At 60.5% G+C, this 16,883-nt stretch carries 7 protein-coding genes; 5 read left to right on the forward strand and 2 right to left on the reverse strand.

The features are described from left to right. Positions 1-11: 11 nt before the first annotated feature. Entirely contained in the window at positions 12-7,187 is a 7,176-nt protein-coding gene (locus tag BFQ00_RS10860; protein ID WP_065933523.1) for an NEL-type E3 ubiquitin ligase domain-containing protein, read from the reverse strand. A 199-nt stretch (positions 7,188-7,386) separates the two neighbouring features. Between BFQ00_RS10860 and BFQ00_RS10865 the strand changes: the two genes are divergently transcribed. The 4 genes from BFQ00_RS10865 to BFQ00_RS10880 all read left to right on the forward strand — a co-directional run bounded on the left by BFQ00_RS10865 (position 7,387) and on the right by BFQ00_RS10880 (position 15,025). Then, entirely contained in the window at positions 7,387-12,231 is a 4,845-nt protein-coding gene (locus tag BFQ00_RS10865) for a dermonecrotic toxin domain-containing protein (protein WP_065933566.1), read from the forward strand. A 54-nt stretch (positions 12,232-12,285) separates the two neighbouring features. Beyond that, on the forward strand, positions 12,286-12,504 hold the full coding sequence (locus BFQ00_RS10870) for a DUF2970 domain-containing protein (protein ID WP_065933524.1): 219 nt from the start codon (positions 12,286-12,288) through the stop codon (positions 12,502-12,504). A gap of 384 nt (positions 12,505-12,888) precedes the next feature. Further along, the gene (locus BFQ00_RS10875; protein WP_065933525.1) at positions 12,889-14,547 is read left to right on the forward strand and encodes a nitrite/sulfite reductase; all 1,659 of its coding nucleotides are present in this window, start codon (positions 12,889-12,891) and stop codon (positions 14,545-14,547) included. After that, the gene (locus BFQ00_RS10880; RefSeq protein ID WP_065885257.1) at positions 14,531-15,025 is read left to right on the forward strand and encodes a DUF934 domain-containing protein; all 495 of its coding nucleotides are present in this window, start codon (positions 14,531-14,533) and stop codon (positions 15,023-15,025) included. Before BFQ00_RS10875 ends, BFQ00_RS10880 begins: the two co-directional genes overlap by 17 nt. A gap of 103 nt (positions 15,026-15,128) precedes the next feature. Here the strand turns inward: BFQ00_RS10880 and BFQ00_RS10885 are convergent, their stop codons facing one another. Further along, positions 15,129-15,536 carry a MerR family transcriptional regulator gene (locus tag BFQ00_RS10885; RefSeq protein ID WP_065933526.1) on the reverse strand — a complete coding sequence of 136 codons (408 nt, stop codon included), beginning with the start codon at positions 15,534-15,536 and terminating at the stop codon, positions 15,129-15,131. A gap of 71 nt (positions 15,537-15,607) precedes the next feature. Here BFQ00_RS10885 and BFQ00_RS10890 point away from each other — a divergent pair, with 71 nt between their 5' ends. Next, positions 15,608-16,831, forward strand: coding sequence for an NADH:flavin oxidoreductase/NADH oxidase family protein (locus BFQ00_RS10890; RefSeq protein WP_065933527.1), 1,224 nt, complete (start codon positions 15,608-15,610; stop codon positions 16,829-16,831). The last annotated feature ends 52 nt before the right edge of the window (positions 16,832-16,883 follow it).

Here is a 16,883-nt window from a genome sequence, read left to right on the forward strand (position 1 = left end):
TGCCCGGCTCGTCACTGCCGCGACGACGGACCCGGCTGTGGCGACGCCGGGCCTGGCTGTGGTAACGCCGCGCCTGCGGCCTGCAACGCCTCGACCTCTCTGCGCGACAACTCCAGCAGCAGACTCACCCGTGCGCCAGTTCGTTTAGCGGCCAAGTCGAACAGTTCGTCATAGTAGGACTTCTCGCTATCGGTGTTCGGCTTCCTGTCCTCATACTTGGTCTCCAACTCCTCATGACCCGCGACAGCATTGCTCTGCAGGGTCTGAAACTCATCGGGGTAGCGTTCCTCCAGGTATTTGACCCAATAGTCGCGGGCAACCAGGCTGTCATAGAACGCATCGGACGCTTCGGCCGCAAGCACCCGGGCACGGGTCTTGGTCACCAACTGCCCGCTGATCGGTCGAGCATAGGTCATGTGCCTGGGTTGACCCGGCAGCTCAAGCCCGTCGGGCCAGCCACGCGTCATGCCGATCCGGTATTGCAGCCTCACTTCGGCCCGGTCCAGTCCTTCGGCCTTGGTCTCGGCCAATGAATCTACCCGGTCCAAGCGGAACAATTGCCGGGACAATTCCAGCAGGCGTTGGCCCCTTGTTTGCAAGTCGAGCGTCGGAACCGTACTCAGCACATTCGATTCGAACACCAGCACTTCCATTGAGCTGAACGTGAGGATGCGTCCGTCGATACAGGTGCCGTGGGTTTCAGAGGCCACGAACAACAACTCGCGCATCTGCGCATCGCCGGCAGCCGCCTCGATCACCGTCCATACCCGCCGGGTCAGATCAGCCGCCACATACCGGTACTCATCGGTATCGCGCAGTCGTTCGAGCAGATGGAAAAACCGCTCATGGCCCGGCTCATCGACCAATTGCTGCCACAACTGCCGCCTGGAGGCGGCCAGGTCCTGCGGCGAGTGTGCCAGCCACGACGTCAACACCGTCTCCCCTGTATCTCCAACCGGATCAAGAATAACTTCCAGCGGTTGGTAATCATCGTCGTCATACCGATGGGCTTCCCCCTCAAACCCTTCAATCCATCCGTCGATCTCGCTCCTGCTCCACCCCATCACATCGCCCGTGCCATACCCCCTTAGCCGTTCGAAACTTTCAAGTGAAAGGGCCCCATTTTCGGACAGGTCGGTGCCCTGTACCAGTGCGTCGTGGCTGCCATCGAGCAATTCGTCGGGAAATGCTTCCAGGTGATTGCCGCACAGGTTCAGCGTGCGCAGACTCGGCGCATCCAATGCGCCAGCTGGCCAGTTCGCAAGGCGATTGTACCTGAGGTCCAGTTGCTCAAGCCGAGTGAAGGCCTCGGTGCTGAACTCGCGCAGGTCATTTCTGGACAGGTCCAACCGGCGCAAGTGATCGCCCCCCACTTGACGATACAAAGGCTGAGGATCGCTGATGGCATTGGAAGCCAGCTCCAGCTCCTCAAGCTGAGTCATGAGCGCCACGGCTTCAGGAACGGCGTCAAGGCTGTTACCACTGAGCACCAGTTTGCGCAACGCGGGGAAACTGAGGAGAAAACCTTCGGCGCCCGACACGGTGCACTGCACACCGGTTAAGTTCAGCGTATGCACATTATTGAACTGCAGCGTCAGGGCGGGCAGGTCACGGGCTTGCAGGCCGTGCAGGCTCAACGCATAACCGTCTTCGGCTGACACACCGGTTTGAAAGCACTCAACGATATTGAGCGCGATCCGTCGACGTTGGTCGGCCATCTGGCTGAAGTCGGCAAGATCGGTATCGGCCAATTCGTATTTATACAGCCAGCCGTTCAGCTGGCGCGTCAAAGACCTGTATTCCTCGTGAAAAGTAGTCAGCAGGCTATCAATCTGTGAGTCACTCATGCCGGCCTCGCGCAGTTTCTCGAACCATTGCCGCGCGCTTTGTTCAGTCATCGATGGGCTCACCTGCTGCAGTCGTGGGGCAAACCCCTCAGCCCCTTCGGCCACTGCAATCGGCTCAGGCAATGGCAACAGATAACGGGTCATCGTCATGGCTGTTTCCTGCGGGGGAAACACCTGCTGTACATGTTGCGCTTCAAAACCTGCCAATGCGCCGGCCGGTAAGCCCTGGGCGCTCTCGACCCGCTCGCGCGCAGCCGCCAGCGCAGCCTCACCCGAGGCACTGAAGGGATTCCCTGCCACGTTGGTTTTCATCAGGATCGTATCGTTGGCCAACACCTGGGGCGGCAAGGTCACCAGCGCATTGTCCCGCAGGTCCAGCCAGGCCAATTGCGGCAGACTCTCTGCGCCGCTCGGCCAGGTCTGCAAGGTTGAACCGCGCATATTCAGGGCCTTGAGCTGCGTCAACGCGCTCACATCAAGGCCTTCGAGCGGCGTGTTGCTACGGCTCAAATCCAGCAGTTCCAGGCTGCCCAGCTCATTGAGCTGTGCCTGCAGTGCCGGCATTACCAGGCTGTTATCGGCCATGTCGAGCCGGGTCAAGCCGGGAAGATCGCCAGCACCAATGGGTATTTCAGTCAAGCCAAGCCCGTTGAGTTCCAAAGATTGCACGCCGCTGAATGTACCGATGAACGCGCGCGTCTGCTCGGGCGTTTCCCCCACCCAGTTCATGCGTAACGTGCGTACATGAGCAAAACTGCCTGCCGGTAACTGGGGCAGCTCAACGGTGCTCACTTGCCCCCCAGAGCCCATCAGTGGATACACCGGTCCTGGTAATTCGAGCACTGACGCCTTGCCCGCTATGCCATATCGTTCACCCACCGCCTCCCACCAATTGGCTTGAAGCTCGGTCAGCAGATGCGCACTCGGTCCCTCCTGCCATCGCCCGGACCGCAACCTCATCTGCCGCCCGGTCTTATTGAACGGCGGGTAGTAGAACGTCTCGAAAATGTTGGCGTACTGATCGCTAAGGCCGTCAATCAGGGCCATCCGTGCCTCTGGGGTTTTCGCGGCGGCCATTATTTTTTCATTCAGTGCGTCAGCCAAAACACTACTGCTACTCAGGGAGGCCAACTCCCCCTTGGCATAGCTACTGACCATCTGGTGCAAATCAACCAGGTGCCCGAGCTCGCCCTGATAAGCGCTGACGTACTCAAACGCCGGTCGGAAGGTTTCCCGGGTGAACTTCGACCAGTCCATCGACAGCCCCGCCCACAGTCGCTCATGCCCGCTATACAGCGTGTCAGGCAGAGCGCCGATTGAGGTACGGCTCAAATCGAGACGCTCCAGATGAGGCAGGTTCTCGACATTGGTCGGCCACTGGGAAAGGCCTAGAGGCGCGTCGATTTTCAACCGTCGCAACTGCGTCAACGCGGACACGTCAAGGGGTTTGAGTGCGTCCATGGAGAAGCCGCGGTATTCGATATGCAACGCCTCCAGCGAAGTCAAGGTATTGAGCCTTGGGAGAAACTCCGGCGCCAGGTGCTGCGCTGCCGAACTGAACGTCAGGCTTTTGAGACTGGTCATCCTGGAGACCGCCGGGGGCAGTGTCGTCAGCGATGATCGGGCCGTCTGGAAGAACGACCCCCAAGATTGGGACATATCGCCAATCGACAGCGTCTGCACTTCAGGAAACCGCACGAGGAAAGCGTCAACCGCAGCATCGTTCATCGCCCTTCCGAGTATTGTCAAATCACGAATATGGGAAAAATCGGCCGTCAAGGGCGGCAGATGCTCTTCAATATAGAGATGCAAGCGATCGGCGCCAGCCACCTTTCCTGCCAGCGGCTCCATCCGCCAGGCCTCCTTCAACTGATGTGCCAAGCGGGCTTTTTCATTGAAGAGGGTAGAGCCGGCAGCCGTGCCGCCCTGGGTACCGGCCCACTCGTCGAGTGTCGTCACCAGCGTGTCGTATTCACTCTGACGGTTTCGCAGATAGTTGTAGATTGCCCTGCTGTCCTTGCCCTGCGCTCGCAGGCGTCGGATATAGTCCGCGGCCGGTTCCTCGCTCAAGCCATACAGATCCTGCACGCGTGACTCAAGGCTCGGGCCCAGGCCCGCACCTCGTCCGCTGGCGTAATAGCCCAGCAACTTGTCCTTGACCCGTACAGGCGGTTTGAACCCTGTGCGCTGCGGCTCCAGCAGCCGTACTGTCTGGTTACGATAAAGGTCTGCGGACTCGATGATCTTGTCGCGCAGCAGCGCGTTTTGACTCACATCCGGCACACCCAGGCCCTGACGCACCTCATCGGGCATGGCATGCATGAGCGAGGCATAAAAGTTATCGCCCTGGGTGGGCAGGCTGTTGAGTTCTTCTCCACGCTCATTGAGCGCCTGGAAGCGCGGGCCTTTTTTCACCAGGTACTTCTTGTTTCGGGCCGTATCACTGCCAATGCTGTCCAGCAGCACGCCACTGTCAGTGTCTTCGCGTACTTCCAGGCGCAAGGTGTCCGGCCAACCGGGCAGTTTCTCGAGGGTGTGCAGCGCCAGCCGACGGCTGTCCGCCGAGGCCATGGTTTCGCTGCGTAAACCGGCATACGCCCGCGTCTGTCGCCCTTGAAGCGCGTACCAGCGCGCTTCCTCGAGCATGGTCAAAGGCGCCCGGCGCGTCGCTTCCAGACGTTTGAGGTCAAGCGCGGCAGCGTGGGCCAGGGTGTCCTCGGCGGCAGCTTCGCTGAGCCCGGGACAGATACGTTGCAGCAGTTTGACCTGGCTGTCCGGTGGCTCGGTACCCGCGTAAATGCTGTCAAAAATATCCGGTTTGCGGGCCTGGGCATACTCGGCGAGTTGCTTGCTGAACTCCTGCGGCCGCAGATCACGTAGGCGAGCACCTTCGCCGCCCAGCAGACGGGTCACCTGCGCTTCATCCAGCGCGGCCAGAATCACCGAGGGCAGTTTCCCGCCCAGTACATCGGCGCGGGTGACCCGGATCGGCGCCTGCGCAACCGCTCCACGCGCCAGGCGACCAGAGCCATACTTCACCGAGTCGCCAGCGAATTCAGGCCCTTCGAATACCTCCAGTACCCGGGTCCTTGGCCAACGTGGCATCTCGGTGACCAAAGGCAGGGCAAATAAATAACGGTCGTCGATCGGTTGACTGCCCCGCAACTGCGCGATCACCTGCGAACTGTCTGCGTCGGCCTTGAACAGGCGCATGGCGTCCAGCAGTTCCGGCGGCGGAGCCGCGAGGTCCGTGTGCATCTTACGCAAGGCACTGTCGCTCACCCCGCTGACATCCGCGATCTTGAGCAACTCGGCATCGGAAAACGCTTCGGTTTCATGCCCCATGCGCCGCAACAGCGTCAAGCGGTCCCACTCGGCAGGTCGCTCGAGGGTATGACGCCAGGCCCCCCGGGCGTTGCTTTGCAGAATCGGCTGGTACACCTCGGAGCGGGTCGGGTGCTTGATCCGCCACTGCTTGATCGACTCATCGAAAACCTGCTCATAAACCTGACCACCCTGGCGAACATAGGTCTTGCCATCGAGCGTGTATTGGCCCCTCGCATTGGGCCCTGACGCCGCCTCCAGCGTCACGGGGCTTTCATAGCCGGTCAAATCCGGCTTCCACAGGCGCATCTCGCCATTGGGCAGGGTCACGGGACTGAGGTTTTCGATGACCGGTTCAACCTTGACAGCCCGGAATTTGCTCACCGCCACTCCCACACCGGCCATGACGGCGATCTGGGCGAGATTTTCCGCCACATCCACCAGATGCGCCTTGGCCGCCCGTTTATCACCCTCGGCCCAGTCGGCCACACCTTCGATGGTCTCCGAGAGCAATTGCTCAGCCATCACTGCCAGCATGACTTCACCCAACACGGGCACGAACATGGAGATTGCGTTGAGCGCCAGCATGCCGATTTCGAACAGGTGCGCCAGTTTGGCCTCGCGCGCCTTGGCATCCACGTCAGCGGTAGGCACCGCATGGGCACGGGCGTCGGCCAGGACCTTGTCACGGTGCTTTTCATACAGGAAGGGCCAAAGGTCGAGCAGCCCGGAAAAGGTGCCTGTACCGCGGTAAGGCATCAAGTTACCGGGCGCCAGGTAAGGGTCGCTTACCGGCTCCATCTTCGCCGGCTTTTCAGGGGGCAGTTCTTTGATACGAGTGATCGACGACAATCCGGACACGAACTCCACGACCGATCGCCAGGGCGAGGTCAATGGCCCACTCGGAGAATCGGCAGACTTTTGCGTGAACTGGCTGAAATAGTAAGGCCTCTGATCATAGGGCAGGAACTGACTGAAAAACTTCTGGTATGCCGTTGGCGCGGGGTCGTCAGCTGCCATGCCCGCACGGTCAGTGAACTGGCGCTCCAACTCGTCGCGCATGCCTTGGCGGGAGGTATAGCGTTTGAGTGGGTGAGCCGGGTCATTGGGGATGTAGAGGATCAACTCGTCGCTGTACCGATCACCGATCGAAAAATAGACGCAGCCCGTCAGCCTTTTTTTCATCAGGCTCATGTCGAGAAGCCAGACCCGCTTGCTGCCGATCGTGGGATAAACGTTACCGTTGATCACCGAAAGGATCATGGTGTGATCCGCAGGCTCGATATCCCCACTTACCACGGCGTTGTCGGCGGCCGCCTTCATGGCCGCCTTCTGGCTGGCGATGAAGTGCTGCTGGAGAGGTGGTTCAGGGCGTGTGTCGACCGGGGCAAAGAACGACTTCAGGTAAGTCTGGTACTGCGCGCCAATATCAAGGTTGCGGCACAGGGTCATGAACTGGCTGACCGTCAGGCCCAGGGTGGCCGACTCAAAGGTGCCAGGTGTGTCGGTCTCCAGCACAAACCTTGAGCTCTTGTGGTAAGCGCCAGACTTGCACTCCCAGGCTTCGAAGTTGTGTTGAGCCGCCTGCAGCATCGACAGTTTCAGGACTTCGAACGAGGCGAGTTCCACTTCGGCAACACTGATCTGCAGTGGTCGGCGCAGACAGAGGAAGGTCTTGTCGACATCGGCCTGCACCTGGTACTGGTCTTTCAACGCCTTGAGCAGCAAAGGCCTGGTGAATGCGTCGACGTCCTTGAACGTCGCCATGGTTGTGTCCAATTGGACCTGGGCAACCGTGCTGGCTTTGAAGCTTGCGTTGATGCTGTCGCGCTGTGCAGGCGTGGCGTCCTTGTACCATTGCGGCAATACCGGGACGGTGTCTTTGAGCGCCAACCGACGGGCAGGCGTTGCCTCGACCAGCCATTGGGGTACGGCCTTTTCGATAAAGTCGCCGTGAATACTCAAAGTCGCTGCGCGCGGCTTGTCAACGGCGGAACCAGGGGATGAATCCGGCATGGTGTCACTCCTTTGAAATGGAATGACAGAACATCACGGGGCTCAAGGTGCCAGGTGGTGCATATATGGTCGGCACCGCATGCGAGCGGTCGCCGCCTCGGACCTGTTCGCGGTATCCGAATACCGCACCGCCAATGGCGAAAGTCGATTTCCTGATGGCCTCTCCATCATCGACTTCAGGACAGGAAAGGACTTCGTCATGCCCACCCCAAACACCTCCACGCCTCTGGGCCAATTACCTGCCCAGGCGGTCCATCAACGCTTCGCCACGCGCCCGGCCTTATACTCAGTGGTATTCAATGCGCTGCGCAGCCGCCTTCTGGAGCGCTACCCGTCCCTGGAGCTGGACCTGCTCGCGGTCAAGCTGGCCAGCCCAACCCCCTCCGGCGCTTATACCTACAGACCGCTGATGGAAGTCGCTATCGCGCAGGTACTGGACCCGCAACTGCTCGACTGGCGCTCAAAGCGCGAGCTGCCGTACTACCTGACGCAACGGCCGCCTGCAATCCTCAAGCCTGCAGCGCTACCCCTTATTGACATGCAGGTCGTCGCGGGCATCGTCGACCAGGTGCGCGCTTCGCTGTACCTGCATTTCCAGCACGACCTGGCTGATTACTGGAGCGCCATCGACAGCCACGTCCGCAGTCGCTGGCAATGGCTGAGCGAGTTTCTCAACGGCCAAATGACTGCCGCAGCGGCCGGTCAATCAAGCCTGGGCAAAAACCAGCAGGACATGCTGACAGCCGTCGCCACCTGGCCGGTGCGAGTCGAGCGCCTGCCCCACTCATCCCCCACCACCTATGCCTATTTCATTGAAAGCACACTGTCCAAAGGCGCAGAAGAAACACGTCTGCTGACCCCGGACCTGTTGTTGGTACGCGATCAAACCGTTCTGCTGTACAGCGTGGACGGCGTGATTGAGGCGTTTGCCTCCATCGAGGACTTCAGTGAAGCCTGGGGCGCCAGGATGCAGCGCCAATTCCAGTTTGACCACCTCACCTGGAGACGCAACGAGCCTGATGGCAACGTGTTCGAACAACAGGCCGGCCTGATCCTCAATCAGCAGCTGGAAGATCTCGCGGCGCTGACGTTCCAGGGCCAGGACGAAAAAACGCTTGAGCAACGCCTGAACACGTTCACGGACCCGGCGGTTTTCTTTACCCAGGTCAAGACACCTGCGGCCCCGTCCCTGCAGAAGATAGTCGACCAACTGCCTGAATGGCTCACGCAAGCCAGCGCCGATGATCGTTTTGCCTACCACAGGCACCAACAGGACATGGCAAGCGTGCTGCGACAGAACCAGGGGCGCTCGTTCGACGAGGGCATTGAAAACATCCACAGCTTCAGCCGCGCTGCATTGCGCAAGCAGATGCAAATCGATCATGGCGATTTCGACCCCGACGAGGTGGTACTGGACTTTTCCGTCGCTGCCGGCTATCCGGGAGGCGCCGGTATTATCGACCATGTGCACATGTCGCTGACGCAACTGGCCCTGAAGAACCTGGCCGGCAAACCCAAAGGAACCCTGAAGCTCTCGACCAAGGGCGCCCAGGCGCTGCCGACATGGCTTGACGAAAACTACCTGCTGGGCAGCACCGGCCTGATTCAGCGTGTCGACATAGGCAGCACCTACCCTCAAAAAATCAAGGACCTGCTGCTGTCCGACAGTGCCGACGCGCGGCGTCGGGAAACGCTGTTTACTCGCGAACTCAAGGTCAAGCTGCCGAGGCAGGCACTGGAATACAAGATCCGACAGCAGCATGGCATCACCGTGACGGGTTATCGCTATGTGAAAGCGTTGATGGGCGAGATGCCCTCCGACCGGCTTGTCGATGGACATGAAATCGTCCTGCGCCCCCTGGCCTTGTGTCGCAAGCCCGGTGCCCAGCCCGATGAAGTCAACAACGCGTTTATCATCGAACCCAAAGATGCCAGTGCTGGCCCGCACCTGCTGTATCAGCCGCTGTATACCGACTGTCTGCATGAATACCCGACACGCCAGGCACTGCTGGACGCGCTGGCCGAACCCGGCGAGTTGCAAGACAGCGTGCTGACCTGGCTGACCGACAAGGCCCGTCCGATCTACGACCACAACGGCATCAAAGAACCCCACCTCATCCGCTTCCTGCCGGGGGATGAGTTCAGCCCGCCCCGGCAACCTGTTTCCGCAAGCCTGGCGATCGATGAAGGCGCTGGAGAGTGGCTTCAATCACAGGTCAACGGCCGACTGCTGAACCATTTATATGGCAGCACCGCACGGGCACTGGTCGACCTGGCTGATCGCGAGTCGGTTTCCAACAGCGAGAGCCGCTGGGCCATCGCGATGGAAGGCGCCTGGTTGCTGTTCAATACCTTGCTGTTGCCATTGGTACAGGGACCCGCCATGTTGGTGGGTTGGTTCATGGTGCTGGTCGCCAGCCTGGAGCAGGATCTGGCAGGTCTGGACAGCGACGACCCGACTACCCGTGAACTGGCGTTGATCGATCTGTTGCTCAACACCGCGATGGTGCTGTTGCATGCTGCCACGCCGTCGGGCAGGCCGAGCCAACCGTTGCCGGAGCGCGCAGCAGTCGATCGCGGGCTGCACCTGGCGGCTTGGCGGCGCCCGGTTGGGCTGCCCTACTCACCCGGCACCACTGCGGTGCGTCATGGCGCCGTGTCGTTACCCGGTGAACCCCCGGCCTCCGGCCACACTGCGCTGGACTTCAGCCGCTCACTGGCCAGCCCCCAGGCCAGTGCGAAACTGTTCAAGGCGCTGAGCGACGTCCACGTTCCCTGGCCCGACGACCTGCCAATCGCTCAGGCAAGCGGCCCACTCCAGGGGCTGTACCTAATCAACGGCACCTGGCATGCCAGCGTCGGCGGGCTGCTGTTTCAGGTCAGCGTCGTGCCGGGGTTCGGCGAGGTGTATGTGGTTCATCCGCAACATCCGCAGCATCCCGGTTTCAAATTGGTCAGCGATGGCCAAGGGCACTGGCGTCTGGACCGAGGAGCACGGCTGGAGGGGGGCATGCCCCGGGAGCGCTTGAGTAAACGCGACCACGACCGTAATGAGCGATTGAAGGTGCTGAACGGTGAATTGAAGCAGCTCAACACACAAGTCGTACAATCGATGGGCCCTTCCATCAGGCGCAAAGCAGCAATGGATGATGCCCGTAAAAACCTGATCAAACAGAGAGAAGGCCTGAGAAAGGATTGGTTACTGCTCGCCACGCACATCACCGTTCCAGGCCTGCGCGAAAAAATCGTGGAGCGCCATGAGCAACGGCGACTTGCCACGGCAATCGCAAGGGCGCGGTGGAATGCAGCGCTCGATATCTATCTGGAAGACGCACAGGCCTCGATGGTCACCATGCAAAAGATCGCCGCCAAAGCCGAAGCACTGATGGAAGCCGACAGAAGCGAACCTGCATACGAAAGGCGACGCAATATCGCGGTCAAATCCATGTACGACGCCTCGGGCGCCCACTACGAGATCCTGCTGCAAAAACTCCTGGACACCCTTGAAACCGAGCGCGGTGAGAGCGCAAGTGAACTCGCTGAGCGCTCCAATAGCCAACTCGCCCAAAACATTGCAGACGCCTACCAGGAAATTCTCGCCATCAGGAAAGAGCAAATAGCCTTGCTCAAACAAATGCTGGAGCCGGCAGGGAAAATGGAGACGCTTCTGGAACAGGCATCCCCGGTACTGCGTCAGTTTTTATTGCATGAAAGGCCCGCCGACCAATACATCTCCACGATCACCATAAAACAACACAGGTTGATATTTCTTATCGACCTGGTCCTCGACCTCAGCCACCCCTCCCGAAGCCTGACCGAATTTCCTTTTGTACGCGACCTCAACGACCCGCAGACGGCAGTCAGCGTACTGGCGCATACCGAAATGCGTACGACCTCCGGCTACTCCCGAGCGGAACAGATTGACGTGCTCAAGAATGTGCTCGAACGCTATGAACGACTGGAAAACGCGGTCAAGTCATTGGGAGAACAGGGCTCCAATTTCGTGCGGGAAGACTACCGAGACGAATTTCTGGAAGGTTTGGCCGCGGCGCGATCCAGCCTGGATACCCAACTGGCCAACTTGATTCTGGTGGACGAAGGGTTCGCTCCGGCGGGCCTCCTCGACAAACCCATCCGGCACAAGTCTGCCAACCGACGGGTGATCAAAACCCTGGACAGCAAGAGCGTAGTGGGCGAGTTGCGCCAGGGTCGGGCCGATACCCCCGGCAACGTGGTTGACGTAACCGACCCTCTCACCGGCGAAACCGTCGCCAGTTACCACGAACACGCCGACAGCGGCTTCTGGCAGGTGATCAAGCCTGCGAGTGCGGCGCGAGTGCCTGCGCCTGCGCCGGTACGTCGCTCCCTGAAGACCATCAAGGCACAAGCGCTCACCATCAGGAGTGAGCGAGTCGGGATTGAACGCAGCATTGAATACCAACAGAAAAAACTCTCGCAGGGCCTGCGCGCCGAAAGCATCAACCCTCGAGAGTGGGAAGTCATGCTGACCCAACACGCAGAAAAATTCGACGCCCTGGCTGAAGAGCTCAAACGCGACCGGCCCGAGGAGGCAGCCGCCAAGGCGTTGCGCGACGAATACCTTGAAGAGGCCCGCACCGTTAACCGCCTGGCCCACAAGCTGTGCAGCCAGGGGTATAAGCTTCAGCGCCCCAACGCCTCGAACATCGCCTATTTGTGGAAACACGGTTTTGTCGATATCAACCTGCGGCGCGAGCGCTTTCAACTGCTGGCCGGTGACTATCTCACTGAGTACGCGATCCGCGACACGGACAAAATCCGCGCCGCAATGCCGCTCGAAGACGCCGACCTGTGGTACGCCCACTTCCATTACCCGGCCATCGACACATCGCCTCTGGAACCCACTTTCGGCCATCTGAAAACCAAGGCAGAGCGTCGGTTTACGCGCCGCGAACTGATCGAACAGGCGCGTGCCGACAACCGCGCAGTGGTCAATCTGGATAAAGCCGAGATCAAAGCCCCGTTGGACCGAGAGTTGTTCCTCGGGCTGGAGGTGCTGGCGTGAGATAGCCAAAGGATTGTCTATGCTGTGTAGGACAACCTGGCTGACGAGGGCGCTATGGACGATCCCATCGATAACAAACCACCGACCTTCTGGCAGATGCTGCACAGCGTGGTCGCGGCGGCCTTCGGTGTGCAGAGCGGCAAGAACCGCGCCCGCGATTTCACCCACGGCAAGCCCAGCCATTTTGTAGCGCTGGGCATTCTGTTCACGCTGGTATTTGCCTTGACCTTGTTCGGTATCGTCAAGCTGGTGCTGCACTTCGCCGGGGTGTGATGCAGCGGCCACGTGCAGCGCGGTCAACGCCCCTTGTTCACTGGTGGCTGACCCAGAACACGGCGGTTCCGACCACCAGGATGATCAGGAACAAAATCGCCCACGCATCCACGGTACTGTCAGGTTTACGCACTTTGGTGGAATTGCTCATCGCATCGCCTCTTGTCGGTTTTATAGGTGACTGCATCACGGCTCAACGACAGTAAAGATCATGATTGCCCGCATGACAAATGTGGGTATCGTGATAACGGTTCTCATTAGTCAGTTTGGTTATTTACATATACCCAAACATCACTTTTGCGCATATACGCAAACTGGTATCGTGCGCCGGCTCCGTTGGGAGTGCGCGGCCGTGCGCGCAGATTTGCCGAGAACAGGACCTATATGTACGTATACGACGAATACGATCAGCGCATCATCGAGGACCGCGTCAAGCAGTTCCGTGATCAGACCCGACGCTACTTAGCAGGTGAACTGAGCGAAGAAGAGTTCCGCCCTCTGCGCCTGCAAAATGGCCTTTATGTTCAGCGCTTTGCGCCGATGCTGCGGGTGGCCGTGCCCTACGGCCAACTGACTTCGCGCCAGGCGCGGATGATGGCCAAGATTGCCCGCGACTTCGACAAAGGCTATGCCCACATCAGTACCCGCCAGAACGTACAGTTCAACTGGCCGGCCCTGGAAGACGTGCCGGACATCCTGGCTGAACTGGCCACCGTGCAGATGCACGCCATTCAGACCAGCGGTAACTGCCTGCGCAACGTGACCACCGACCAGTTTGCCGGCGTCGCCGCCGACGAGTTGATCGACCCACGGCCGTGGTGCGAAATCGTCCGCCAGTGGACCACCTTCCACCCGGAATTCGCCTACCTGCCGCGCAAGTTCAAGATCGCCATCAATGGCTCGACCTCGGACCGCGCCGCCATCGAAGTGCACGATATCGGCCTTGAGCCGGTGCACAACGCTGCCGGCGAGCTGGGTTTCCGCGTGCTGGTCGGCGGTGGCCTGGGCCGTACGCCGGTGGTCGGTGCGTTCATCAACGAGTTCCTGCCGTGGCAGGACCTGTTGAGCTACCTCGATGCCATCCTGCGGGTCTACAACCGCTATGGTCGTCGTGACAACAAATACAAGGCCCGGATCAAGATCCTGGTCAAGGCGCTGACCCCTGAGGTATTCGCCCAGAAGGTCGACGCCGAAATGGAACACCTGCGCGGCGGCCAGACCACCCTGACCGAAGCCGAAGTGCATCGCGTCGCCAAGCACTTCGTCGACCCTGAGTACAAGGCTTTGGCCAACCAGGACGCCGAGCTGGCCGCACTCGACCAACAGCATCCGGGCTTTGCCCGCTGGCGTACGCGCAACACCCTGGCGCACAAACAGCCGGGCTACGTGGCGGTGACCCTATCGCTCAAGCCTACCGGTGTGGCCCCTGGCGACATCACCGACAAGCAGCTGGACGCCGTCGCCGACCTGGCCGAACGCTACAGCTTCGGCCAACTGCGCACGTCCCACGAGCAGAACATCATTCTTGCGGACGTCGAGCAGAGCCAGCTGTTCACCCTGTGGGGCGAGCTGCGCGAAGGTGGTTTTGCCACGCCGAACATCGGCCTGTTGACCGATATCATCTGCTGCCCGGGCGGCGATTTCTGCTCCCTGGCCAACGCCAAGTCGATCCCGATTGCCGAATCGATCCAGCGCCGTTTCGACGACCTGGACTACCTGTTCGACATCGGCGAGCTGGACCTGAACATTTCCGGTTGCATGAACGCCTGTGGTCACCACCACGTCGGCCACATCGGCATCCTGGGCGTGGACAAGAAAGGCGAAGAATTCTACCAAGTGTCCCTGGGTGGCAGCGCCAGCCGCGATGCGAGCCTGGGCAAGATCCTCGGCCCATCCTTCGCCCAGGAAGCCATGCCCGAGGTGATCGGCAAGCTGATCGACGTCTACATCGAACAGCGCACCGAAGATGAGCGTTTCATCGACACCTACCAGCGCATCGGCATCGACCTGTTCAAGGAGCGCGTCTATGCAGCGAATCATTAAGAACAACGAAGTCCTCGACGAAACCTGGCACCTGCTGCCCAAGGACGCGAGCTTCGACGGCATCTCCAACTGCGACGACCTGATCGTGCCGTTGGCGCTGTGGCGCGAACACGGCCACGCCCTCAAGGCCCGCGACGGCGGCCTGGGCGTATGGCTGGATGCCGATGAAGAAGCCGAAGAAATCGGTGAAGACGTCGAGCATTTCCAGGTCATCGCCCTGAACTTCCCGGCCTTCACCGACGGGCGCAACTACTCCAACGCGCGCCTGCTGCGTGAACGTTATGGGTACAAAGGCGAATTGCGCGCGATTGGCGATGTGCTGCGCGACCAGCTGTTCTACCTGCGCCGCTGCGGGTTCGATGCCTTCGCCTTGCGCGCCGACAAAGACCCGTACGAAGCGCTGGAAAGCCTCAAGGACTTTTCGGTGACCTACCAGGCGGCAACGGACGAGCCGCTACCACTGTTCCGCCGCCGCTGAGCCCCAACTGTAGGAGCGAGCTTGCTCGCGAAAAACCTCAACGATAACGCGTGCTTCCTGAATGAACGCGGCGCCTGTGAGTTTTTCGCGAGCAAGCTCGCTCCTACAAGGATGGCAGCTTAATCGAGGCCAGCACCTGCTTCTGCCCCATGGAACAAGGCACGCCTTCCGGCTGCGCCCGCACCGCATCAATCACACCCAGCAACTGCGCCTTGCTATGGGCCAACTGCGCCTGCATCACCTCGATCTGCGCCACCTTGCGCTCCAATGCCTCGATCAACTCATCACGCTTGTGCTCCCCCGGCGCGGGCATCAACGCCTTGAGTTCCTGCAAGGTAAAGCCGGCCTGCTGCGCGCTCTGGATCAATTGCAGCGTCTGCAGCGCCTCAGGGGCATAGCGCCGATAACCATTGGCCTGGCGCCCGACCTGACTGATCAACCCCTCAGCCTCATAAAAGCGGATGCGTGACGCCGCCAACCCGCTCTGTTTTGCCAGCTCACCAATATTCATCGAAACGCCCGCTTGACATTAAAGTTAACTTTAAGCTTAGCCTGAGGCCTCCCCCGCTCAGGAGTCAACTCATGTCACCTTTTGAAGCTTTGCAACTGCCCAACGGCCAGGTTATTTCCAATCGCATCGCCAAGGCGGCGATGGAAGAAAATATGGCTGATCTGAATCAGGCACCGTCTCGCGAATTGAAGCAGTTGTACACGACCTGGGCCGAGGGTGAACCCGGCCTGCTGCTCACTGGCAACGTCATGGTCGACCGCCGCGCCATGACCGGCCCCGGTGGCGTTGCGCTGGAAAACGAGCAACACCTGGACAGCTTCCGCGAATGGGCCGATGTGGCGCGGGCCAAGGGCGTGCACTTCTGGGTGCAGCTCAGCCATCCGGGGCGCCAGACCATGGCCAATCTGGGCCAACAGGCACTGGCGCCGTCTGCCATCGCGCTGGACCTGGGCAGCTTTTCCAGGATGTTCGCCACGCCCAGGGCCATGACCGAAGACGACATCCAGGACGTGATCCAACGCTTCGCCACCAGCGCCCGCCTGGCCGAGAAAGCCGGGTTCACCGGGGTGCAGATCCACGGTGCCCACGGTTACCTGCTGAGTCAGTTTCTCTCACCCTTGAGCAACCATCGCACCGACCGCTGGGGCGGCTCACTGGAAAACCGCCCACGCCTGCTGCTCGAGGTGATCCACGCCGTGCGCGCCAGCGTCAGCCCATCCTTTTGCGTGGCGGTAAAACTCAACTCCGCCGACTTCCAACGCGGCGGGTTCGATGCCGCCGATGCGCGCGCCGTGGTCGAACTGCTCAACCCGCTGCCCATCGACCTGCTGGAATTGTCCGGTGGCAGCTACGAAGCGCCGGCCATGCAGGGCGAAGCACGGGACGGCCGCACCCTGGCCCGTGAGGCGTACTTCCTGGAGTTCGCCAAGGAACTGGCCACGATCGCCAGGATGCCGTTGATGGTCACCGGCGGTATCCGTCGTCTGCCCGTCGTGCAACACGTGCTCGACAGCGGCATTGCCATGGCCGGCATCGCCACCGCCCTGACCCTCGAGCCGCAACTGATCAGGCACTGGCGCGAGGGCCGCGACCTCAACCCGCAGCTCAAACCCATCGACTGGAAACGCAAACCCCTGGCCGCCCTCGCCACCCTCGCCCTGGTGCGCGACCAGATGCGCCGCCTGAGCCGCGGTCGCCTGCCCAACGCCAAGGCCGCTCCGTGGCTGGCGCTGGTGTGTGACCAGTGGTTTACCGCGCGGCGTACGCGGCAGTACCGCGCGAGCATGCGGCCTTAGCTGGCAAACGAACTACGGCATTACCTGACAGACCCGGCACTGTCGTTAACAT

Source organism: Pseudomonas sp. 28 E 9, assembly GCF_900004785.1.
Taxonomy (GTDB): Bacteria; Pseudomonadota; Gammaproteobacteria; order Pseudomonadales; family Pseudomonadaceae; genus Aquipseudomonas; species Aquipseudomonas orientalis_A.